The 21,446-nt window shown below is 40.0% G+C and carries 19 protein-coding genes and 1 tRNA gene; 9 read left to right on the top strand and 11 right to left on the bottom strand.

Annotated elements, in window-relative coordinates; genetic code table 11:
- The first annotated feature begins 233 nt into the window (after positions 1 to 233).
- The 3 genes from ACX93W_RS06245 to ACX93W_RS06235 all read left to right on the top strand — a co-directional run bounded on the left by ACX93W_RS06245 (position 234) and on the right by ACX93W_RS06235 (position 1,977).
- Positions 234 to 1,073 (top strand): bacterial surface protein, encoded by an 840-nt coding sequence (locus ACX93W_RS06245; protein ID WP_459391438.1) that lies wholly within the window; start codon positions 234 to 236, stop codon positions 1,071 to 1,073.
- Between the two features lie 395 nt (positions 1,074 to 1,468).
- Positions 1,469 to 1,678: a helix-turn-helix transcriptional regulator gene (locus tag ACX93W_RS06240; RefSeq protein ID WP_459391437.1), complete on the top strand. Its 210-nt coding sequence runs from the start codon at positions 1,469 to 1,471 to the stop codon at positions 1,676 to 1,678.
- Positions 1,675 to 1,977: a hypothetical protein gene (locus ACX93W_RS06235; protein WP_459391436.1), complete on the top strand. Its 303-nt coding sequence runs from the start codon at positions 1,675 to 1,677 to the stop codon at positions 1,975 to 1,977. Before ACX93W_RS06240 ends, ACX93W_RS06235 begins: the two co-directional genes overlap by 4 nt.
- 285 nt (positions 1,978 to 2,262) lie before the next feature.
- Here the strand turns inward: ACX93W_RS06235 and ACX93W_RS06230 are convergent, their stop codons facing one another.
- Positions 2,263 to 3,066, bottom strand: a complete 804-nt coding sequence (locus tag ACX93W_RS06230; RefSeq protein ID WP_459391435.1) for a stalk domain-containing protein — start codon at positions 3,064 to 3,066, stop codon at positions 2,263 to 2,265.
- Positions 3,067 to 3,219: 153 nt separating this feature from the next.
- On the bottom strand, positions 3,220 to 6,381 hold the full coding sequence (locus ACX93W_RS06225) for a hybrid sensor histidine kinase/response regulator (protein WP_459391434.1): 3,162 nt from the start codon (positions 6,379 to 6,381) through the stop codon (positions 3,220 to 3,222).
- A gap of 166 nt (positions 6,382 to 6,547) precedes the next feature.
- Here ACX93W_RS06225 and ACX93W_RS06220 point away from each other — a divergent pair, with 166 nt between their 5' ends.
- Complete coding sequence (locus ACX93W_RS06220) at positions 6,548 to 7,222, top strand: uracil-DNA glycosylase (RefSeq protein WP_459391433.1); 675 nt, start codon at positions 6,548 to 6,550, stop codon at positions 7,220 to 7,222.
- 133 nt (positions 7,223 to 7,355) lie between these two features.
- Here ACX93W_RS06220 and ACX93W_RS06215 read toward each other — a convergent pair whose 3' ends face one another.
- Positions 7,356 to 8,321 (bottom strand): S-layer homology domain-containing protein, encoded by a 966-nt coding sequence (locus ACX93W_RS06215; protein ID WP_459391432.1) that lies wholly within the window; start codon positions 8,319 to 8,321, stop codon positions 7,356 to 7,358.
- A 343-nt stretch (positions 8,322 to 8,664) separates the two neighbouring features.
- Between ACX93W_RS06215 and ACX93W_RS06210 the strand changes: the two genes are divergently transcribed.
- Complete coding sequence (locus ACX93W_RS06210; protein ID WP_459391431.1) at positions 8,665 to 9,552, top strand: PhzF family phenazine biosynthesis protein; 888 nt, start codon at positions 8,665 to 8,667, stop codon at positions 9,550 to 9,552.
- 57 nt (positions 9,553 to 9,609) lie between these two features.
- On the opposite strand, the gene ACX93W_RS06205 is transcribed toward ACX93W_RS06210, so the two are convergent.
- The 3 genes from ACX93W_RS06205 to ACX93W_RS06195 form a co-directional block, all read right to left on the bottom strand.
- Positions 9,610 to 10,263 carry a hypothetical protein gene (locus ACX93W_RS06205; protein ID WP_459391430.1) on the bottom strand — a complete coding sequence of 218 codons (654 nt, stop codon included), beginning with the start codon at positions 10,261 to 10,263 and terminating at the stop codon, positions 9,610 to 9,612.
- A 201-nt stretch (positions 10,264 to 10,464) separates the two neighbouring features.
- Entirely contained in the window at positions 10,465 to 10,788 is a 324-nt protein-coding gene (locus ACX93W_RS06200) for an ArsR/SmtB family transcription factor (protein WP_459391429.1), read from the bottom strand.
- Position 10,789: 1 nt separating this feature from the next.
- Positions 10,790 to 11,215, bottom strand: a complete 426-nt coding sequence (locus ACX93W_RS06195) for an SRPBCC family protein (protein ID WP_459391428.1) — start codon at positions 11,213 to 11,215, stop codon at positions 10,790 to 10,792.
- Between the two features lie 180 nt (positions 11,216 to 11,395).
- On the opposite strand from ACX93W_RS06195, the gene ACX93W_RS06190 reads away from it, so the two are divergent.
- Positions 11,396 to 11,468 (top strand) — tRNA-Val (locus tag ACX93W_RS06190).
- A 617-nt stretch (positions 11,469 to 12,085) separates the two neighbouring features.
- On the opposite strand, the gene ACX93W_RS06185 is transcribed toward ACX93W_RS06190, so the two are convergent.
- Positions 12,086 to 13,228 (bottom strand): site-specific integrase, encoded by a 1,143-nt coding sequence (locus tag ACX93W_RS06185; protein ID WP_459391427.1) that lies wholly within the window; start codon positions 13,226 to 13,228, stop codon positions 12,086 to 12,088.
- A 765-nt stretch (positions 13,229 to 13,993) separates the two neighbouring features.
- On the opposite strand from ACX93W_RS06185, the gene ACX93W_RS06180 reads away from it, so the two are divergent.
- Both ACX93W_RS06180 and ACX93W_RS06175 read left to right on the top strand, forming a co-directional pair.
- Positions 13,994 to 15,829 carry a hypothetical protein gene (locus tag ACX93W_RS06180; RefSeq protein WP_459391426.1) on the top strand — a complete coding sequence of 612 codons (1,836 nt, stop codon included), beginning with the start codon at positions 13,994 to 13,996 and terminating at the stop codon, positions 15,827 to 15,829.
- 252 nt (positions 15,830 to 16,081) lie between these two features.
- A complete protein-coding gene (locus ACX93W_RS06175) occupies positions 16,082 to 17,032 on the top strand; it encodes a hypothetical protein (protein WP_459391425.1) in 951 nt (316 codons plus the stop codon).
- Positions 17,033 to 17,073: 41 nt separating this feature from the next.
- On the opposite strand, the gene ACX93W_RS06170 is transcribed toward ACX93W_RS06175, so the two are convergent.
- The 3 genes from ACX93W_RS06170 to ACX93W_RS06160 are packed head-to-tail and all read right to left on the bottom strand — an operon-like array spanning position 17,074 to position 20,053.
- Positions 17,074 to 17,769 carry a GTPase family protein gene (locus ACX93W_RS06170; RefSeq protein ID WP_459391424.1) on the bottom strand — a complete coding sequence of 232 codons (696 nt, stop codon included), beginning with the start codon at positions 17,767 to 17,769 and terminating at the stop codon, positions 17,074 to 17,076.
- A gap of 27 nt (positions 17,770 to 17,796) precedes the next feature.
- Positions 17,797 to 18,741, bottom strand: coding sequence for a GTPase family protein (locus tag ACX93W_RS06165; RefSeq protein WP_459391423.1), 945 nt, complete (start codon positions 18,739 to 18,741; stop codon positions 17,797 to 17,799).
- 34 nt (positions 18,742 to 18,775) lie between these two features.
- A complete protein-coding gene (locus tag ACX93W_RS06160; protein ID WP_459391422.1) occupies positions 18,776 to 20,053 on the bottom strand; it encodes a stalk domain-containing protein in 1,278 nt (425 codons plus the stop codon).
- 247 nt (positions 20,054 to 20,300) lie between these two features.
- Between ACX93W_RS06160 and ACX93W_RS06155 the strand changes: the two genes are divergently transcribed.
- Positions 20,301 to 20,639: a helix-turn-helix domain-containing protein gene (locus ACX93W_RS06155; RefSeq protein ID WP_459391421.1), complete on the top strand. Its 339-nt coding sequence runs from the start codon at positions 20,301 to 20,303 to the stop codon at positions 20,637 to 20,639.
- A 168-nt stretch (positions 20,640 to 20,807) separates the two neighbouring features.
- On the opposite strand, the gene radC is transcribed toward ACX93W_RS06155, so the two are convergent.
- The gene (gene radC, locus ACX93W_RS06150) at positions 20,808 to 21,416 is read right to left on the bottom strand and encodes a RadC family protein (RefSeq protein ID WP_459391420.1); all 609 of its coding nucleotides are present in this window, start codon (positions 21,414 to 21,416) and stop codon (positions 20,808 to 20,810) included.
- Between the last annotated feature and the right edge of the window lie 30 nt (positions 21,417 to 21,446).

The raw sequence follows: 21,446 nt of genomic DNA, 5'->3' as shown, positions 1-21,446 counted from the left end.
TTAAGGCAATTTCCATTATCATGAAAAAGCTTTAAAATAACCTTTTCATCTTTATTAGAAACTGACCGTCATCTAGCAGGATGGCGTTTTTTATTTGGAAAATAACATTTTGTTTAATTGAAAAAGTATTCTTCAACCTTTAAACATACTGGTAAATGGAAAAAACAAACAGGCTGTTATTTTAATTTTTTATTGTATAAAATTGAATCAAACAGACTGAGGAGTGACATGATTTGAAGAATTACAAAAAAATGAAATTAATTATGGCTTTTTTTCTCGCATTAATGGTAGCCTCACTGGGAATCCCCTCAATCTCTGATGCTGCTGCAGTTGGTGATCAGCTGAAGTCTCCTGAGAATGGTTGGAGTCGGTATGATGATACTAATAGTCTATTTTCTTATGAGGGAGCCTGGACTTCGAGTGGTTATGGTGATTCGGAGCTATACTATAATAATTCAAACCATGTTGCTACAGTTGAAGGTTCAACAGTAACCTTTACTTTTAAGGGCTCGAAATTAAGAATAATTGGCTCGGTAAGATCGGATAAATCCAATACTATGAATATTACCATTGATGGAGCAACTGATACATTTTCAGCATATGCAACTACAGGCCTTACACAAGTCTTGCTTTATGAAAAAACAAATTTGACACCAGGATACCATCAAGTGACTATTAAATTCGTGAAATCATCTTCATCGGTTGCCAATTTTGTATTTGATGCAATTGATATAGATGCTAATGGAGAGTTGTTAGACCCAGATTATGTTGAACCTGAACCCACTCCAACTGCAACACCTGAACCAACCTTTGAGCCGACTCCAACTCCTGAACAACCAACGGACAACCGTGCAATCCTTGTTGTGACACTGACTACCGGCCTTGAAAAGGAATACGATCTCAGCATGCAAGAAGTGAATGCTTTTATTGACTGGTATGAGGCGAAACAAGAAGGAACAGGAAAGGCATCGTATGCAATTGACAAGCATGAAAACAATAAAGGCCCCTTTAAAAGCCGCAAAGACTACATCTTATTTGATCGGATCCTGACTTTTGAAGTAAGTGAATATTAGAAGACATCAAATCTCGCTATCCATCAGGATGGCGGGATTTTTCTGTTTAATACGTCTCAGGATGTAGTGTTCGAGATACTTTAGAAAACCCGGAATTATTCATGCAGCCTATCCAAGTGCCAAACATGCAGCTTAAAAACGACCAGCAGAGTGGAGGGGGCTGTGGCACTATGCAAAGACCTTATTACAAGACCTTATTACAAGACCTTATTACAAGACCTTATTACAAGACCTTATTACAAGACCTTATTACAAGACCTTATTACATCTCTCTGAGCTTTTAAAAACTTTCGATCAAGTGCCCGGAGAAAAAATGTAAAGAGTGCTTTACATTTTGTATCAATTTAAAGTATACTTCATGTAAAGGGTGCTTTACATGAAGGGCAGGGATTTGGATGAATCATCGACTGAAGGAATTAAGGGCTCTGAATGGATGGACGCAAGAGAATTTATCTGAGCAAGTTGGGGTTTCACGGCAAACGATCATCTCGATTGAAAATGGTCGATACAATCCATCATTGGAGTTGGCTTATAAGATTGCTAAAGCATTTCATTGCAAAATTGAAGATGTTTTTATTTTTGAGGAAGGAAGTGAGGAGTCATGAATTTGGAACAGCTTAGTGGGTTGTTAGGGATACTTGTCGGAGCTTCATTAGGGGGCATTGGATTATGGTGGGGAATCAAAAAAGCAGCGAAAGTAAGAGGGATCGACGAGCGATTAAAAGTTCTTGCAGCCAAATCGCATAGAACGTCATGGTTTATTACATTAGGCTCAATCTATTGTTTATTTATATTACACTTGTTAAGTGTGGAGTTTTCAGTTGCAGCGGCGCTTGGTATTCTTATTTTTATTCAGTTAGCAGGTTGGTCAGTATCGTTCTATTTCTTTAATAAGAGGTATTAAAAAAAGCTAAGTGGTGGAACTGACAGGCGCGTAGAACTTAAAATCTTACGATGGGCGACCACTTGTACGGGTTCCATTTCCGTCCGTGCCACCACAATCAAAAAGGGGATGTCCGAAAAGTCAAGTGGAACGAATAAATATTCAGCGAGAGGAACGGACGGGACCGGTTTTGCTGAATGAACATTCACCGTTTCAGACTTTTCGGACAACCCCTGTTGTAACAAAGAATTAAATTTACTTGAGATAAGTGATAATCAGTTTTTTCTATTGCAGTAGTTCAAACAACTACAATTTTGAAAATGATACTAAGACTATCTTCTCCGAATCAACAGGGTTAAGAGTTATTTTATATCCGAGTATTTCCAGAACATCACTTAAGACGACATACTTTTGGGAGCCATTTATAAACGTTCCCTTTTCAGCCTTGTTATTGGTACTTATAACAAACTTTTCTCCATTATGTGGGCTTGTATATGATACTTCATTATACGATTGAGTGGCTGATGAAAAAATAGTTTCAGAACTTATATATTTTGAAATTGCGTCACGATTTATTTCGATAATTCCCTCCACATATGGATTCTCTGTCTCTGTTATTACATAAAAGTCCGCGGCAATGGCTAAATAGGTTGATAATGAACTGCTGAACATGGGGACGTATAGTTTTCCATCCCGGTCAATTTCCGCGCTACTGATGTAGGAATTTAAGTATTTATTTCCATTTATATCAATCAAGAACTCATAGTCTCTGTACGACTGGAATTCAACTTGTGGTTTCCCTTCTTCAGCTCTTCTTGCCCCTTCACCTAACCAAACTGTATTATTGCTTGCCTCCCATCCAACTTCAACTCCAAGTGCTTCACCTGCAGAACGAATGGGAAGGTATGTTGTCCCATTGTATGTAATCGGATAAACATTTTTTCCTTTTGCATCTTTGGGAATCCATGATTCTCCATTTAATTTAAATTGCAGGCCAAGATTGAGATTTGCTTTAATGGCTTGAAGATTCGTAGCACCATAGGCTCCTGCAGCAGCAGATGTAAGTATAAGTGCGCCAGCGGCTAAAGTTACAAGTAGTTTTTTTTTCATATGATTTCCCCCGTAAAACGTTTTAGGTGAGCCAATTTCCCTGGAATCCTACTATATTTTACCACTCTTATAAAGTGGCTGTCGAATGAAGCTTTAGTTCATATTGGTGGAAACACTGGCACAGATAGGAGGGAGCTGCTTCTACGCAGCCTCTCATTTCTTTTTAGGAAGTTCAAAAGAAACCGTTGTGCCGTTGCCAGGTTGGCTGACGAGAGTAACGCCTTTGCCATTGAGCTGGCGCACCCGCAAGTGGGTGTTGTACAAGCCGACGCCGCTGCCGCCTTTGCCGCTAAGCTGCAATTGGATTTGATCGTCGCTCATGCCAATGCCGTTATCCGTGATTTTAAACAAAACTGTGCTGCCTTTGTCCATCACCGATATATGGACAATCCCACCGCAGTTGCGCGACAGGATGCCGTGCGTCACGGCATTTTCAACAAGCGGCTGAATGATAAGCGGCGGTATTGTCATCTCCAACTCTTCATCAAGCTCCCATTGAATGGATAAACGTTCATCAAAACGTTCCTGTTGAATACGCAGATAAGCTTTAACAAGCGTTAGCTCCTGCGCCAAGCTGATTTCCTGGGCCGTATTGTGCATTTCGTAGCTTGCGCGAAGGTAGACGGAAAATTCTTCGACCAGCTCGATCATTTTATCTTGATCGTCGCTGCTTAACGCCACAATGGAATTCAACGTATTCATAACAAAATGAGGCTTGATCTGCGCCTGCAGCCAAGCGGCCTCCAGATTGAGCCGCTCGCGCACGGATTGTTTTAACCTAAGCAGCATGCGAACTCTGGCACGAAGCTCGATCGCGTTAACCGGCTTGGCAATGTAATCGCTCGCCCCGGCCAACAGCCCGGCTTCCACATCCTCCGGCTGGCTGCGTGCGGTAAGCAGCAGGACAGGCAGCTCATGCAGCTCGAAGCTGTCTCGAATAAGGCTGGTCAAAGTGTAGCCAGACATCTCTGGCATCATCACGTCGGATATCACAAGGTCCCAACGCCTCGTTTTGAGTTTCTCCAGAGCTTCCAGGGCGCTAGTTGTGGTGTGCACTTTAATGTCACCATCCATGGATAAGATATGTGTGATGACTTGCAGATTCACGGGTTCGTCATCTACAGCCAAAATGGCGATGTCGCCTTCCTTGTAACCATCCATCGACTGATTATGGCTTTCTTCCAAGGACGCAGCTGTCAATCTTGCTGCTTCCATGATTGGGGAGGGGAGCAAGGCGGCTTGAGTAGGAGCCTTTTCAGGTGCCCCTCGAAAATCCCTCTCATAAACTTCTTCAAGAGTTTCTTCATTAATACAAGCCTGAATATCACCCTGTTTGGCCAAGGGCAATTTGAAGGCGAATACCGAACCTGTTCCTTCCCGGGATTCGACGGTCAGGCTGCTCCCGTGAAGTTCCACAAGCTGCTTGCAGATACCGAGACCTAGGCCAAATCCGCCCCCTTGCAGGTGATCCTCGGTTTTGCCTTGTTGATAAGGCTCGAAAATGAGCTCAAGCTTTTCCGGAGAAATGCCGATTCCGGTATCCCGAACCGCAACTTCGGCAAAGCCGTTATGTTCCTTGGCGGTTACTGTAATGTTGCCTTCCGGCGTATATTTAATGGCATTGTGCAGCAGGTTAAACAGAATTTGCGCTAGACGGTTTTCGTCGGCGTAAACCGGTTTTAGTTGAACCGGTATTTCATTCAACACGAATACGGGTTTGCTGCCCGACAGAAATTGCAAGGAGTCGATCGTTTTATCAACGATCCTATGCAAATGAACATTGCCTTTATGCAATTGAATGCCGGTGCCTTTTAACTTTGATACATCCAGCAAATCGCCGAGCAGAATGTTCATACGCCTGCCGATTGACAGCACGGTTTGCAGGTCAACAATACTTTTTTCGTCCAATCGTTTGTAATCCCGTTCCAGCACCGTATGGGACAAATTCAAGATGCCGTGAAGCGGGTTGCGCAATTCATGCGAGGTATGGGCCAAAAATTCATCCTTGATTTTGTCCTCCTGCTGAAGCTTGGCGGCTAGTTTATTGTTGCGGTCAGCGATTTGCAGATGGTTTTTAAACATAATGGATGAAATGCAGAAGATGGATATCAGCAAATCGATTGGGTAAAAAACAGCGTTGATGCCTGCGAACAACCCTATGTACTGCCATATAATCGCATTAAACAAAGAAACAAACAGGAGCGTCAAAAATAAATCCCGGCGCATCCATGATCGATGCAAACGCAGCATGGCAAAGACGGCAAGGACCGCGCAAGCAATGACGTACAACGGGAAAAGAATATAGCTAGCGCCGGATACGCCTTGCTGCATGACCAGGCAATAGATCACAAGCGCGGTGCCGATAGCAGTAAATAAGCGGCGTATTCTATTGGGCCACCGCAAGTCCGAATGCGGCATGGTTCCTCTGATTGCGGCAATTCCGCCAATGGCGAGACAAATGCCTTTTATCCGGAAGTCCCATGCATAGGACAGCGGAAACCATTCAAACAACAGCTTGTCGTTATTGCCTGCCAGCGCTATCGACATGACAAGCAGAACGATCGCGAGATTAATCAAGCTGCTTTTTTTGATCCCCATAAAATAGAGCAATGCGGCATACAGAGCATGTGACAAAAATACGGTAAACACAATTTGCTGCATCGTTTCCGATAAGCGAATCCGGTCGTTCAGCACGTTTTTTTCTCCGAACTGCATGGAAAGCTCAACGCCCCCCGAAGGCGAAAAAATATAATTGGATACCTGAAGCACAACTTCGATTATTCCATGCTCATCCGGCATGGCTTCGACGGTATACGGCAGGTTGAGAGGGATGTAATTATCCTCATGCTCTGCCGGTTGTCCCGAACCTCCGGCGTATTTGCCGTTAATATACAGCTCCGATGCAGTAAGCACGCTTGCTGCGCGAATAACATAAGTCTGCTCGTCCCCGGGCTGAAGCTGAATGGATAGTCGATAGGTGCCATAACCGAAGGTCCGGTTTTCTTGATTCCCCAAAGCTTCTTCCCAGGAGCCGGGAACTTTTAGCCATACAGGTGATGCCGGTTCCAATGAATCATTTTTATCCAAAAGAAAGGTATGGGGATAGAAGGCCCATTCCCCGTTCAATTCCAGGGTTTGCTTGCCTTTTGCATCCCAATTCCGCAAGTCGAGCTGGCCCTTTTCAATACTTCCGTACGTAGTGGTCGAAAAGGAATAAAGCCATGTTATATGCAAACCGGTCATAACCACAATCGCAACCAAAATGACCCACACATTGCGGCGTCGGCGAAAATGGCTCTGCAGTTTTCCAATCATCTCTTAAACTCCCTGCATGTGATGTAATAGAGCAAATTTAGCACTCATTCCAGTATAGCATTATTCCCTCATGAGAGATAAAGTGGAATTCAATGTTTAGTAGAGCCTTATGGTATACTAAAGAGGTATGTATAAAGCGAGACTTAGTTACTGGAGGTTACAGCAAATGATTGCTTTGCCAGATAATGAATGGCGGAACAAGCTGCAGGATGAGCTTGAAAAGCCTTATTTTCAGAAGCTTTGGGCATTGATGGAACAAAACTATCAGGAGAAAAAAATATATCCTGCCAAGGAAAATATTTTTAACGCTCTTCATTTTACGCCATATAGTGGGGTCAAAGTATTGATTCTGGGACAAGACCCGTATCATGGAGAGGGTCAATCGCATGGACTCAGCTTCTCTGTACGCAGGGGAGTCAAGCAGCCGCCTTCGCTCAAAAATATTTTTAAGGAGCTGGAAGCGGATTTGGGCCATCGCGCTCCTGCGCATGGCGAGCTTGAGGCATGGGCGAAACAAGGGGTGTTGCTGCTTAACACCGTTCTGACGGTAGAGGATGGTCAACCCGCCTCGCATCAGAAGCTTGGCTGGGAGAACTTTACGGATCGCATTATTAGCCTGTTGAACGAACGCGAAACTCCGGTTGTTTTTGTGTTGTGGGGCAGACATGCGCAAGCCAAAAAAGCGGCAATTGACACCTCGCGACACTGTATCATCGAATCGGCTCATCCAAGTCCTTTGGCTGCACGCACCGGATTTTTTGGCAGCAAGCCATTTTCCAGAGCAAACGAGTTTTTGAAGCAGCAAGGCATTGACCCGGTGGATTGGCAAATTCGAGATTGATCGGGTTCAAAAAAGCGCGTGTTCAAAAAGTCTGGTTTTCAGTACCGAGAAGATGGCTAAAAGAATAAAAGCTGCGCCACACTGTACTTGATAGATACAGGGGCGCAGCTTTTTCATTTGTTTGCTGTCTGTTTTATTGCAGTGGATGTTGCTCGGAAATCGGCTGATCTTCACCGGAAGAACCTTCCATGCTTTGTTGACCGTTTGCCAATACAGGCTTGAAGGCTGCATCCACATAAGTAGTCACCTCTACAGTTGTGATGACTTGAGGATACATGCTATCAGGATCGGGAAGGGTCGGCTCAGTGTAAATAATCGCCTGATCGCCATCAAACACGATGGAAGAAATGCGCAAGCCATATCCTGGGTGTGGCAATTCTGCAGACACGGTTACTTTGTTGATGTCGCTATTAACTGCCTTTACATCCAGTTTTGTGTCGTAAATCGGGTATGGCTGCAAAACTATTGCGTGATCCTCAACGAATGTTAATCCGTCAAACAACCAGCCAGCCGCTTCGCCGCGTGTAATGACTTTTTTAGGCAAGAAGTTGTTGTCTTTGTCCAGCTCTGCGAATTTGCTCAACAGAAGCTTTTGGATGCTGTTCATGTAGTCGGGATTAACGTCGGCTTCATCCTTCACCAAGATGTACATTTCGATAAAGGCATAGTCACCCGTTTTTTGGATAGCCTGGAACAGATGATGAGCAAATTGCTCTTTTGTCACAGGATCGTTTGCTTTAATGTCGCGTGGAATTTCAAGGCCGTTTAATTGAGCAATAATGAAGGCTTCCGAATACCAAGCGTCATTGCTGAGATTCGGGAAGCTGTCAGTTGCCAGCGGTTTTTTCACAAAACGGATGTTGTCGATGTTCAGGTCAAAAGCTTTAACCAGCAGGGAGATCGCGGCGGCGTAAGTCAATTCGCCATCAGGCTTGAATTGGTCATTGCCGGTACCGCTCAGAAGACCTCTTTCTTTCAAAGCTTTGATTTTTTCGGCGTTAGGGCTGCTGCCCGTATCCGAAAAGGCGAATACGCTTTGTCCTAGGACAAGCATCATCAGTGCTGTAATGGCCAAAATCAAAATCGGTTTTTTCTTCATGTCGTCACCTCGTCCGTTTTTTGCAGCTGCATACCCTTAGACGGCAGGTTCCTCCGATAGGTTGCAGGTGTGATAAAAATGATTGTTAATTTTATCATTGACCCCATTCATGGACGATATGAATATCTGTATTGTTTTATCTGCGCAATCCGGCTGTCCATTCAATTTGTGATATACATGGTGCAATTTCCCCGGAATTGACGGGATGTGAATATAGAGGTTTTCGTCTTAACCGCCAACACAGCACTCTTTTTTGCAGCTAACTTGGATTTTTCTTGAAGGCTCATCACAATTCCATTCAAAATTGTTAAAATAAATGGAAAAAGAGACGCGTGGAGGTCACATGACAAAAGTAACGGTTTATCATTATGATGCGTTTAGCGCTGAGCCCAATATGGGCAATCCGGCAGGAGTTGTCATAGACGGCGAAAAGCTTACGGAGGAACAAATGCAGAGGATAGCCGAAAAAGTTGGTTTTAATGAAACGGCGTTCCCTTTGCGGTCGGATAAGGCAGATCTTGGCATTCGCTTTTTTACGCCAGGCCACGAAATCAATCTTTGCGGCCATGCAACCATGGCTACTCTTTACGCTTTAAAGACAAAGGGGCTGCTTGGAGGAAATGCCAATTTGACGTTGGAAACAAAAGCAGGTATTTTGCCAATTGAGCTTCATGCAACGGACGGCGGTTACTATATCACGATGAGACAAGCTGCACCTCAGTTTTACCCTTACAATGGATCGCGTAAAGACCTTGCCCGCTGTATGGGGATTGAAGTGAGCGATCTTGAAACCGAACTGCCAACCGTATACGGCAGCACCGGCACATGGACATTATTAATTCCCGTTAAAACCCTTGCTGCCATTAAAAAGATGGTGCCCGATAATCAACGTTTTCCTTCAATATTAAAGGAAATGCCTAGGGCTTCTATTCATCCGTTTTGTTTAGAGACCCACGACCCCAACGCGCATATGCATGCACGTCATTTTTCCTCTCCCTATTCGGGCACCGTCGAAGATCCGGTTACCGGAACTGCATCGGGGGTCATGGGAGCGTATTACGCTAGATATATAAACAAGCAGAATTCTTCGTTTAATCTTTTGATTGAGCAAGGGCATGAAATGGGGAGGGACGGAAGAGTCAGAGTGAGGGTTGGCGAAAATGGGGATTTGATTGAGGTAACGGGCAACGCCGTTTATGTAAACGAATTTGAGGTAATCATTGAGGATTAAGTTTGATCAGGCCCGTTAACCACAAATGGTTAACGGGCCTGGAACCTGCTGCAAACTTTATTGCTCTAACGCTTCGGGAAAAACTCGTGTGCTGAATACTTCTTTTGTCGACTCATCCTGTGCATTAATGGTGATCTTTAAATCGTCGGACGAAACGCCATTAAATAATTGATAGTAGGAAGCTGCAACGACGATGCCCAGCGATGCCATGCCATCAAAGCCGCTCTCGTAAGCTGCTTTATCAACGATCAAAGTAAATTCGGAGAATGATTTATTATGAGTCACGTCTTTGATGGAAGCAAAATCCGTTCCGCTTTTTAATTCGTTGACATAATCAAGGAGACCTTGTTCCATTTCGTCCATCATTGTTTTATAAGCGGATTTGGACATCTTGTAAGTAATCGAGCCGTCATCATTCTGGATGACCTCGCCAATGCCTTCCTCTTTGGCCTGTGCAACAATCTGCTCAAAATCTTGCCCTTCAAACATGCTTGCAGGCAATGTAACCTCGTTGCTGAATAACCCCTTATCCACCTCGACAGCAGCGCTATTTTCTTCTTTAGCCGCTTCAGTAGGCGTAGCGCTTTCTGTTGCTGCGCTTTCTGTTTCTTTTGATTCGATTCCTGTGTTTTCGTTTTTGTTCTGAGCTGCTCCACACGCAGACAGTAGCAAAGTGGAAACTGCAGTCATTACAAGTAGAAGCTTTTTCATGGATGATTCCCCCCAAAAAATAAATAATTTATCTTACAGATAACTGTATACTTCCAAACAGGCTTAATGGTTTCAACAAAATTTTCAAGAATCTGTGAAAGATTTATTTGTTGCCTCTATATTTCAGTCCAAAATGGAATAGCTGCGCTAAAAAGCCGACCGTGGTAAGGTCGGCTTTTCAATAAATGGTAACTCATTTCCTTATTCTTCGCTTTCGACGAACATTTTTAGAGCAAGCAGTTTTTCATCCCAATATTGCTCGAAGAAAGCCAACCATTGTTTCAACTCAGTCAAAGGTTCCGGTTGGAGCGTATAACGTGTCTCCCGTCCGGCTTTCTTGCTGCTGACCAGTCCGGCGTTGGACAAAACATGTAGATGCTTATTCACGGCTGTCCGGGTGATCGGGAACTGTTCTGCTATTGCTGCAATCGGCATTTCCTTGTCGGCAAGCAGCTTAAGCATACTACGGCGAGTGGGGTCGGCGATGGCCTGAAATACGTCGTGTTTGAGGGCAGGCGCTCCCATCTTAATTCTCTACGAACTGGACAAGATTTTTATGCACAATGCCTTCCCAGCCGCCGTTCATCACATCGCGAATGATTGGATGCGGCTGACCAAACTCGGTCACTTTTGTCGCATCCCAGCCGGAGTGGATCAACGTAAATTCCGTTTTATGCGCTTCGATTTGTTTCAATTCAAACGTCAAATGCCAATCTTTACCCCAGTCGAAGCTAACTTTGTTCGGTGGATCAATCGCTGTTACTTTGCAAGGGGAATCTCCAAAATGCCCCGAATGCAGAATGAATTCTTTACCCACAACTGGTTCAAACGTATTGGCCATCCACCATCCGGCAATACCTTTAGAAGTAGATATCGCTTTCCATACTTTTTCAATAGGTGCATTTAGTAAGATCGATTTGCGGATTTCTGGAATGGATTCATTCGTTTGCATGTGTTTGCCTCCTGATTTGTGACACCTTTTGGTTTCGGAATTAAATATAACACCATTTGGTGTTATAAATCAAATTGTTTTTGCCATCCTATTATCATCCCAAGCTGAAAATAATTTAACAAAGGTATTGACGAGCTTGCATCAATTTGGTATATTATTTCTTGTCGCTAGTTCATATGCGATCTGTTAGCTCAGCTGGGAGAGCACCATCTTGACAGGGTGGGGGTCAGTGGTTCGAGCCCACTACAGATCATCAAGAAAAACCCTTGTATATCAAGGGTTTTTTGCTGTTTATGGAACTTAATAAGAAAGATGACCAACAAATTTAAAGTCGAATGGTCAAGAATTGGTCAAGAACGCTCTTTTTTCTCGCCTTTTAACATCATTTCCTTGTCATTTTTCTTCTTATGTCCTCAACCGTCCATGCAAATAAATTATTTTCTCCATCTTCACTCTAACTTACAGCAAAGATTAACTTGGGATTTTGAACAAATATATTTCCAATATGATTTTTATATTTTTTACTTATGAAAAAAATACTTACTTATTTAGTTATAGTGCTTTATATACCAGCATACATTAAAACATTAAGAAGAAAGGAGGTTCTAGCATGATAATTCGAATAATAAGACGATTGAAACTGCGCTGCTTTCCCCTCTTCGATTTTGAATGTGAGATTGTTACAGTTAGGGAAGTAAGCAAGATTTAAGTAGCTAAAAATGTATCTCAGACATGAGGGGGAGAACTCCCCTTCATGATCAGAGTTCAAATAATAGATGAAAAATATAAAACCATTGCCATTAACTTGAGCAATGGTTTTATATTTTAAAAAGTAGTCGGTAAGCCTGTTGTCCCCATAGACAAAGCTTTTTACGTGTCTAAATTTTCTTCCTTAGTTTCACCAAACAGCATTTCTCCAAATTTCTTAGCTGTTTCCTTTTGCATACTTGGGAGCAAATGTGAGTAGGTATCTAAGCTTATTCGTACATCCGCATGTCCCAATCGCTCACTCACTATTTTCGGATTAACACCTTGTAATAATAAAAGTGTTGCATGAGTATGCCTTGTATCGTGAAATCGAATTCTAGGCAAGTTTAAACGTTTGATTTCGCTATTGAAATAGCGTCTGATGTTACTCTTATTGGTTGGAGTTCCAAACACCGTGCAAACTACCAAGTCCAAATTCTGGTATAGAGAATGCTTTTTGTCTTCTTCAAAGCGTTTCTTATGAATTTTTAAATACGATATAGCTTCAGGTGAAAGATCAATCGTTCTCATTCCTGAGGATGTTTTCGCATGAGGCATTAATTCTTTACCATCACTGCTTAATATTTGCGTAATCCGAATACAGCCTTTCTCCAAATCAACATCTTTCCACCTCAATCCAAGTATTTCACCAATACGCGCTCCTGTCATTAGCCCTAAAAAAGGAGCTATATAATACCTTGCTTTCACATCCGCATCTTTTAAAAATATCCTAACCTGTTCAATGTTCCATACTTTTACTTCCTTTTTTATTGCTTTAGGGCGATCTACTAAGGCAGCAGGATTTTTTGAAATTAGCCCCCAACGCTCGGCCTTCTTTAGCGAATCGTTGATAAGTGTATGGATTTTCTGAATATTTTCGTCTGATAAAGCCTTCTCTTTGGTTAGTCTATTATACAAACTCTGAATAATGATTGGTGTAAGCTCTGATATTTGAAACTGACCTAATGATGGTAAAATATGTTGTTCTACTAGCCAGCGATATGTTTCAACGGTCTGTTTCTTAACTCTAGTCTGCTTATCTTCAAGCCATTGCTCTATCATATATTCTTGATAAATAATCTTATTTGGCTTTACAAAAGTGCCTTGAAGCAACTTATGCTCAAGTTCGCTTAAGGCGTTAAGTGCATCTCGCTTAGTTTTAAATCCCCGTTTTTTGTATTGAACAGGTCTCCCATTAGTATTTTTCCCATGTGTTAATACATAGTACCAACTACTTCCTTCTTTCTTCACCGTTCTTCCAGCCATCGTTGCTTTCCCCCTATAATAATAAAATATAAAAAAGCAGGTGCATAAGATTCCTGCCTATTACACTTTGGTTATCAGTAAAATCAATTTTTAATCACTGTCTTTTTTTGTAATAGAAGATCACGTTCTATCCGAATTTGGGTTATTTCTATCTTTATCAACTCTTTTCGTTCAGTACTCGTTTCTCGTTGGAAAAATTCTAAAGTGAGTTTTACATGTCGCACAATAAGTACCAGAAGTCGCTTTTCATATATAAGATTATTTGCACCATTCATAGGCTTCATTTAATGACCTCATTGTGTTTGAAATTAAAAGAAAACAAAAACAAACCACGAATTCCGTGGCTTGTTTTATAATGTAAATTCGAGTTGGTTCCCACAATTAACTAGAGCAATAAAGACAAGGTAGATCAAATCTTTCATAATTACTTTGTTTAGTAGGTTCCCTCCGTTTCAAAACTTAAAATTTGTATTTAAGAAATTTCAATGCTTTAGCACGACAAATAAGCGTTTGTCTCTTCGAAACATCCAAATACTTATTAATCGCAATTCCTTATTTTCACTTGTACACTAATTAATAATGTATAATTTTAAAGAAAGTTCATACGCTTTAAGTTTTGCTCATTGGGAATTTCTCAAGACTGCTTGTAGCAATAGTTACTTTCAAAAAAAGTTTAATTGAATGCAACAAAAATGTGATAATGTGTTTAATTTGGTTGAATTGCATCACATAATCACTTTTTATATCAAAAGGAGAGGTCAACAGGTGAATATTAATAGAAGCATCGAAGTGCTTGATTTTATAGACATGTTTAGGAGTAGGTTTAAAGATGAGGATTTCAGCGTAAACGATAATGGAGAATTATGTGATATAAGCAGTGGAGAATACGTTCCTATTGCAAATTTTAGCCTTGTACCTGAAACGGTTCACTACAATGAAAATGGAGAAAAATCATTTGTATTTCTCGGTATTATATTTGATGGGAGAACAACTTCAAAATTAAATCAATTCAAAGTTCCATATAAAGATTTGGCAACAAAAAAATGGTTGAAAAGCCATGTTCCTTTTGGAACGTTTGTTAAAGAAAGTAGCGGATTTAAATCTTTGAAAAATTTTCTTTTAAGAGCAGTCACTAAGGCTTTACCAGAAGTACGTGAGGTCAATAGCGCCGGATGGCATGACATTAATGGCAAATTGGTGTATGTACATAGTGGTGGGGTTATTGGAGATAAAGAGATTAAACTACTGCTGGTAGATAAAAATTCAAACTTAAAAGTAGATAATCAACTTCCACCTAAACAAGCATTTCGGGAAAGTCTTAATATGTTGAATATGTGTGAATCTAAACTATCATATGCTCTTCTTTCGTTACTATTGGTTTCTGTCAAAACCTCACCGCTTATAAATAATGGCTTGGCTCCAAAGTTCAGTGTGTGGATTGAAGGGAAATCTGGTATGGGTAAAACTAGCATAGCAAAACTGTTTACACAAATTTTTGAGTCACCTAAGATCGTTCATGCATATGATTTCAAAAAAGATATCACTTTTAACATTTCAAGTAGAGATTGTGTATCAATTATTGATGATTATGGTGTTGATAAAACAAAAAGAACCGCTGACATAACGAATGAAAAGGTTGAAAAGCTGATAAGAGATATTGGAGATCGGGAACAAAATGCGAATTTTTCAATTCGTCCTGAAGGTATGCTTCTGTTTACTGGCGAAAAGTTTCTATCCATGGGCAATAACGATATTACATCATCAGCAGGACGAGTAGTGCGAATTCCAATGGACAATATCTTTGATAAAACTCAAGTTTTAACATATAGCTATGAAAAGGAAGAGAAGTTCAAATATTTTGAGAAGACTAATTATTTATCTACCAGCATTACATTTTATTTGGAATGGCTTAGCAGAAAATTCAGTTCTCCTTTTTTTGATAATTATAGAGCTGATTTTGAATCGCTTCGACAACACTTCGGAAAAGTTTCCAGCGCCAATACTCATAGTCGGCAAAAAGATAGCCTAGCTCATTTAGCTGCTGCTTTTAGGTATTATTTAAAATATGGCCAAGAAAGAGAATTTATAACAACGGAAGAGATGGATAGTTACCACAGAATAGCTATAAAGGTTTTCGAGGATATATTAAGGTTCCAATCCAATCCGCCAATTGATACTAAAGTTTCTCTGTTTCTTGAAGTTTTAGAAATACTAATCAAAAATAAAAAGATTAAGATAGTTAAGCGATCTGATGTAGAAATAGAACGTGATTATTGCGGAATATTGGACATTGCAGATGAAACTTTAAGTTTGTCTTGGCAAGAGGTATATGACAAGGTCGTTAGTTATATCCACACAAATCTTGAATTAGGTGAGTTTATTAGTGATAAGATGCTAGGGAAATTATTGTGGCAAGCAAATTTGATTTACAGGACTAATGAAAAAACTACTAAATCTGTAAATGGTCTTAAACAACGAGCAATACAATTTAATACTGATAAAATCTCGGATTTAGTTGGAATTATTGAAGAAATTATTAAAATGGAATCATATGATGAACTGTTGAACGCTTATTCAGAAATCAGTTCAGAGCATTATTAATTATGCCTATAAGGTCATTATAATACTTACTATGATTGAACTAGGTATCTCTTATATGATATTTTTCAACTCAACTCAAGACAATCCGTTGACTTAAATAATGATCCCCCTCCGCTAGCGTGATGGTCTGGGGCTTGCTCTCCCTTAGCGCTTGTCTGAGGGGTAGGGGAAGGGTTGCGGAGTATGAGTAGGGTTGATATGTTGTACTTAAGGCACCAATTGACTAGGTCAGAGTATTGCAGTTCATTTATTTTGATTAACGAATATATGTCAGCACATTATCCGAAAGGAAAGTTGAGGAGAGATCCGGAATTTAAAAGATCATATTTAACAAATGGGTTGCACAAATTTGGATTTCAAGAAATTAGGCTAGTTATAGGGAAATATGGATACTTCACGATAGAAATCAGGTTTCGTCCTGCATTGTTACTTGATCCACAGAATGGATATTACCAACTGATATCCGTATCTGATTTCAATCTTGTTTATGAAAAGTTCAATGCATTAATCGTAGATGAGATGAAGCTTCCAGTTCCCAAACTTTATCAATGGAGAGTAGAGAGAGTAGAGGCGGCTATTGATTTAAGATTAAAACATGAACTAATAACACTGTATATTCAATTGTTTAAGCGAGGGTATATACCTTCATATTTCATGAAAGATGAAACTACAATCAAATACTTGGACTCGACAACAAATTTATATTTGAAGGCATCTTCAATAACTGTTAATTGGTACAATCGTTATGAAACTTTAAAACTAAAAGAACAGGAATGTGGTAAAAAGTATGACGATTACACTGAAACAAAAGGTATTCTGCGTTTTGAAACACAGGTTAGAAATGGTGTAGGCTATCTACATGAAATATTAGATGCAGAGTTTCTTAAAAAAGAAGTGTTAAAGTTCTATAAAATGATAGTCGGTCATGGAGATTTTTACTCCATAAGCAAAGCAACTGAAATCCTTCATCACAAAGTAATTAATCAGACTAAAAAAATGCGATTAACAAGACTATTAAGACTTATTGATGAACATGGCAGTATCTACGAAGCTAAGGAAGTTATTTTGAATGAAGGGACATACTCAGCAGATAGCTTTAGCAAACAAATTAACCAATTACGAAAACTAGGCATCAGCCCTATTCCAATCCCCAAAGAATGGGGAGTTGACAAACTCCTAAATTTTATCGACTTATTGAAATAGTGAACTGATGCCATATTTATGCTTAGTATACTGTTTGTATATTACAAACTTTTGGAGTATTTCCGCTTTTCTTGTGGAATGAGATTAACAATTGAATCCAGTAAGGAGAAAATGTTGTATTCATACAACGTCGAATAATAAATAGGTCGAACTTGAACACCAGTTGACTCGTCAATCCTTCTGCTCACGGAATCGACCTTTGCATTTAAAAATGCTGTAAGTTGCGGAGAAGGCTTGTTTTTTGAGATATCCCAGCCGCTCCCCTTCATTGCCATGTCGCATTGATTTAGTGCCACAAGTGTTCTTTGCGAGTGATGAAAGTTCGGGATAATAATTTCATTAATTAATTTGTAGGTCGTACCCAAATCCTTACTCCCAGCATCCACAATAATCAGCACCAAATCAATAAAGCCATATTGCTCCATGGTTCCATATGTTTTATGAAGCAATTGAATGATCTTTTGAGAATGTCTGGTATCAGCTTCAGCACCGTCTCCAAGACCAGGGGTATCCCAAAACCGGATTCCCCCGTTATTAAATGAGTATGATTCGATATCCATAGTTTCAGATTCGGTGCCTTCTCCAACCTTGGCTACATATTGCTCAAATAAAGTGTTTAATGTGCTTGATTTTCCTGCCCCAGTAACCCCTGTCACCATTACATCAAGTGGATTAAAGCCAGCAGAATTTAGTTTTTTTCTCACTTCATCAAATCGGTATCTACAATATTTGCTCATAGATTCTCCAGATTACATATAGTTGTTTTATCCAAATAACCAATCCCATGTAGCTCTAAGGCCCCCAGATATCCCGCCAATTAGCCCACCAGCAAGTCCAGCACGCTGATACCCTTGAATGGCTCCATCCGAAATTCCGTTGAATACTGAGCCCAATAAGGAGTCTTTAACTTGACCAACATAATCATCTTTTCCATCATCAGTAGATGAATCGACATTGTTGGTATTTATAGAGTTAACATAACCCGGCCTTTTCTCGACAGGAGTGCATCTGATTATAAAACTTAAGAGTTTGGAGATGTTGTAGTTCTGAGAAGCAGAATAATATATTGGCTCGATATTAACCCCTGTTCCCTCATAAATTCTTCGTCTTATAGAATTGACTTTTTCGTGGAGAAATAATTCAAGTTCCATATCAGGACCTCGCAATTGTGGATTCCAGCCCTTTCCTTTCATCGCGATATCACATTGATTAATAGCTACTAAGATACGATTTTTTTCAGGCATATTAGGTATAATAACTTCATTTATCAGTTCGTATGAAGTTCCTAAGTCCTTGCTTGATCCATCAATTATGACCAGAGCTACATCAATCAAGGCAAGCCCGTTTATATCCTTCTCTCTTAAAACATTCGTGATGATCTTTCTGTGGCGTATATCAGCCTCTTTCCCATCACCCAGTCCAGGTGAGTCCCATAGAGTAAGGTTTTTAATCTCATATTTTTGAATATCCATAGTCTCAGGATCAACACCATATCCAACTTTGGCAATACTGGTATTGAAGATTGCATTTATTGTCGAGCTTTTACCACTCCCTGTAGCGCCTGTAATTAAAATGTTAACTGTCTGTGATTTTAGACGCAATAGATTGCTAAACATAGCTTTCTTTTCATCTTCATTAAGATTCGAGTTGTGTATTTGTTGTTCGATATGCTTCCAAGTATCTTCTTGATCTTCAACTAATGGAGTCATGAGTGTTCCATCCCTTAATAGTAAAATATTTATCTTAGAAGCCAGAACTTACTATTGATACTTTATTTGCTTCAATCCAGCTATTAGCTTTATATCTGATACCACTTAGTGAAGCCCAGAATCCTTCATCGCCATTAGGAACAAGGGTAGACTTGGTATCCCAGTATACAAGGATTTTGGTCCCATTAATTTGTTTTACTTCTCCACTAAATACTCCGACTGATACGATGTCTGTAACATGAATTAACTTTCCTTCATTATCTAGAGGATCGGTTGTATTAAGTGTAGGTTTTACTTCTGGTGACGATACTGGTGTTTGTGAAGTTGTCGGTTTGTCTGGTAGCGGTTGATCTACCTCCTCGCTCGAAGTAAACAGACTTGTATAAAATTCAGAATCTAGAGCCATTTCCTTTTTAAACCATGGACGATAGAGAATGATAATTTGATTGCCTTTATCCCAAAACAATTCCATGCCTAGGTTCTCAGTTACAAATCTTAATGGAACCATTGTTCTGCTTTTCATAATAGTCGGACTCACATCTAAGATTTTTTGTTCTCCATTAACAATTGCTTTTGTTTTATCAATCCATACCTCAACGATGTTTCCATTCAGAGTAATTGATACTTTTCGTTCTTTTGCATCCCACTGAACGGAACCGCCTAACTGCTCGATCAGCGTTGCAATAGGTAATAATGTTCTGCCATCTTTTATTACAGGAGTTGCCCCTTTCAATGGATCAACTTGAGTTTCAATAGTAGCACTAAAATTGGATACAAATAAGCGAGGATCATTAATCTTCAAAAAGACACCATTATTTTCATCTAACTCAAAAACGTTTTCAGGTTTAGACGCAGCAGTGTTGATATAGACAATCTTAGATACAGCATCCCAAGAAACATCAAGACCAATGTCGTATTTGAAATAATCGAGAGGAACACCGACAGATTTTGTTCCGATATCGGCAGCAAATGTTTGGAAAAATACGATTTCATAAAACTTTTCAGTTTTTGCATCCGTCACTTGAAAATGATCCATACCAGTACGAGCGCCGTATTTTAGCCCTGTATAAACAACGGTGGCTTCAAGTCCAAATTCATCAATTTGAGTATCAGTGACATATCCAGCGGCTTCAAAAATCTCTGCAAATGGGAACATTAAAACTCCGTTTGAAATTACTGGAGCTGGAATAGTTCCTGCGTTTGAGCCATCCACATAAACATCTACGTTATCTCCATCAGCAAATACGATAGTAGCGTTAATGAAACTCATAAAAAACGCAGAAATTAGGATACTAACAATTACTTTCTTCATAGAAATAACCCTCCAATTGTTTTCTCTTTTCTTTTTCATTTTTCTTACTTGATTATTCGCGACTAGAGTTGCAATTGTTCTGCAATTTTCTAATGATTTATTTGCAACACCTCTTTCTTAAGACCTATGTAATGTGAACCACATATTGAAGTATAACCCAAATGAAACTAATGGTAAACATTTTGAAACTATCAGCAGGTTAAGAGATTTCCTCCTTTCATCTACTGTTAAATGGGAGGGATTAATTATGGATTATGCTTTGTTAGGTTCGCGGATAAGACAAGAACGGTTGCGCTTAAACATGACACAGGAGAAGTTAGCGGAAAAAATTGAGGTTACACACGCCTACATAGGACAAATCGAGCGTGCAGAGCGTTCCGTTACTCTAGATACATTAGCCCGCCTAGCAAGTCAGCTTGAGGTAACCATAGACGATTTACTTCAAGACTCAATAGAGTTTAGCAATAAGCATTATGTGAACAAAATCAATCGCATCATAATGAATCGCTCACTCAATGAACAGCAGTTAGCTTTAGAAATGCTCGAATTAATGTTTTCTCACATGGATAAAAGAACTTCGAACTAAGGGAGCAGTTAAACATAAAGAAAGAGCAGAGGCTTAATGCTTCTGCTCTTTCTTTGGAATATAGTAACGTTTCAACACAGGACTAATTGATGGAATCAATTAAATTAGGTATAGTAATATTATTGAAGTGTATGTACCTATTACCTGTTTTGGATATCGGAAGTGATTTCATAAATTTCCGTTCTCCTTTAAGCTATAGTATTCTTTTTTGGCAATAATGACATGATCAAGGACTTCTATACCTAGGATGTTTCCGGCTTCTGCAAGGCGTTTAGTTAAAATTATATCTTCTTTGGATGGAGAAGAATCACCACTTGGATGATTATGGACGCATATAATTGAAGCACTGCATCGCTTAATTGCCGCTTGAAATACTTCTCTAGGATGGACAAGAGCAGCATTAAGCGTGCCAATTGAAATGATTTCTTTATGAATCAATCGATTTTTAGTATTGAGGCAGAGACAAATGAAATGTTCCTTAGTCAAATGAATTAACTCTGGTGATAGTAAAGTATATACATCATTAGGAGTTCGGATGGTACTGCCATTCAGATTCGGTATTGTAATGATTTTTGCAAGATGGAGCAAAGCGGTAATTTGTCGGGCCTTCGCTCTACCGATTCCTTTTATCGAAATTAGTTGTTGTTCAGTAACCTCAAGTAGTTCTGTAGTGGTAGGGAAATGCTCGAAAATCTGCTGAATTGTGTAGCTACCTTGCTGCTCACGAAGTGATTGGGATAGAAGGGTTTTCAAGTTTTCGGTGAAATGAGTGTTCATCTTTTCTCCTCCAGTTATTTAGAATGGAAA

It is taken from the genome of Paenibacillus sp. CAU 1782 (assembly GCF_054551715.1).
Note: the sequence above shows the minus strand (reverse complement) of the source record. Positions and strands in the feature narration are given on the sequence as shown.

What these genes read in the sequence shown, in the direction of transcription:
- ACX93W_RS06240 (WP_459391437.1), top strand. Translation starts at nt 1,469, where the DNA reads ATGAATCATCGACTGAAGGAATTAAGGGCTCTGAATGGATGGACGCAA.
- ACX93W_RS06235 (WP_459391436.1), top strand. Translation starts at nt 1,675, where the DNA reads ATGAATTTGGAACAGCTTAGTGGGTTGTTAGGGATACTTGTCGGAGCT.
- ACX93W_RS06230 (WP_459391435.1), bottom strand. Translation starts at nt 3,066, where the DNA reads ATGAAAAAAAAACTACTTGTAACTTTAGCCGCTGGCGCACTTATACTT.
- ACX93W_RS06225 (WP_459391434.1), bottom strand. Translation starts at nt 6,381, where the DNA reads ATGATTGGAAAACTGCAGAGCCATTTTCGCCGACGCCGCAATGTGTGG.
- ACX93W_RS06220 (WP_459391433.1), top strand. Translation starts at nt 6,548, where the DNA reads ATGATTGCTTTGCCAGATAATGAATGGCGGAACAAGCTGCAGGATGAG.
- ACX93W_RS06215 (WP_459391432.1), bottom strand. Translation starts at nt 8,321, where the DNA reads ATGAAGAAAAAACCGATTTTGATTTTGGCCATTACAGCACTGATGATG.
- ACX93W_RS06210 (WP_459391431.1), top strand. Translation starts at nt 8,665, where the DNA reads ATGACAAAAGTAACGGTTTATCATTATGATGCGTTTAGCGCTGAGCCC.
- ACX93W_RS06205 (WP_459391430.1), bottom strand. Translation starts at nt 10,263, where the DNA reads ATGAAAAAGCTTCTACTTGTAATGACTGCAGTTTCCACTTTGCTACTG.
- ACX93W_RS06200 (WP_459391429.1), bottom strand. Translation starts at nt 10,788, where the DNA reads ATGGGAGCGCCTGCCCTCAAACACGACGTATTTCAGGCCATCGCCGAC.
- ACX93W_RS06195 (WP_459391428.1), bottom strand. Translation starts at nt 11,215, where the DNA reads ATGCAAACGAATGAATCCATTCCAGAAATCCGCAAATCGATCTTACTA.
- ACX93W_RS06185 (WP_459391427.1), bottom strand. Translation starts at nt 13,228, where the DNA reads ATGGCTGGAAGAACGGTGAAGAAAGAAGGAAGTAGTTGGTACTATGTA.
- ACX93W_RS06170 (WP_459391424.1), bottom strand. Translation starts at nt 17,769, where the DNA reads ATGAGCAAATATTGTAGATACCGATTTGATGAAGTGAGAAAAAAACTA.
- ACX93W_RS06165 (WP_459391423.1), bottom strand. Translation starts at nt 18,741, where the DNA reads ATGACTCCATTAGTTGAAGATCAAGAAGATACTTGGAAGCATATCGAA.
- ACX93W_RS06160 (WP_459391422.1), bottom strand. Translation starts at nt 20,053, where the DNA reads ATGAAGAAAGTAATTGTTAGTATCCTAATTTCTGCGTTTTTTATGAGT.
- ACX93W_RS06155 (WP_459391421.1), top strand. Translation starts at nt 20,301, where the DNA reads ATGGATTATGCTTTGTTAGGTTCGCGGATAAGACAAGAACGGTTGCGC.
- radC (WP_459391420.1), bottom strand. Translation starts at nt 21,416, where the DNA reads ATGAACACTCATTTCACCGAAAACTTGAAAACCCTTCTATCCCAATCA.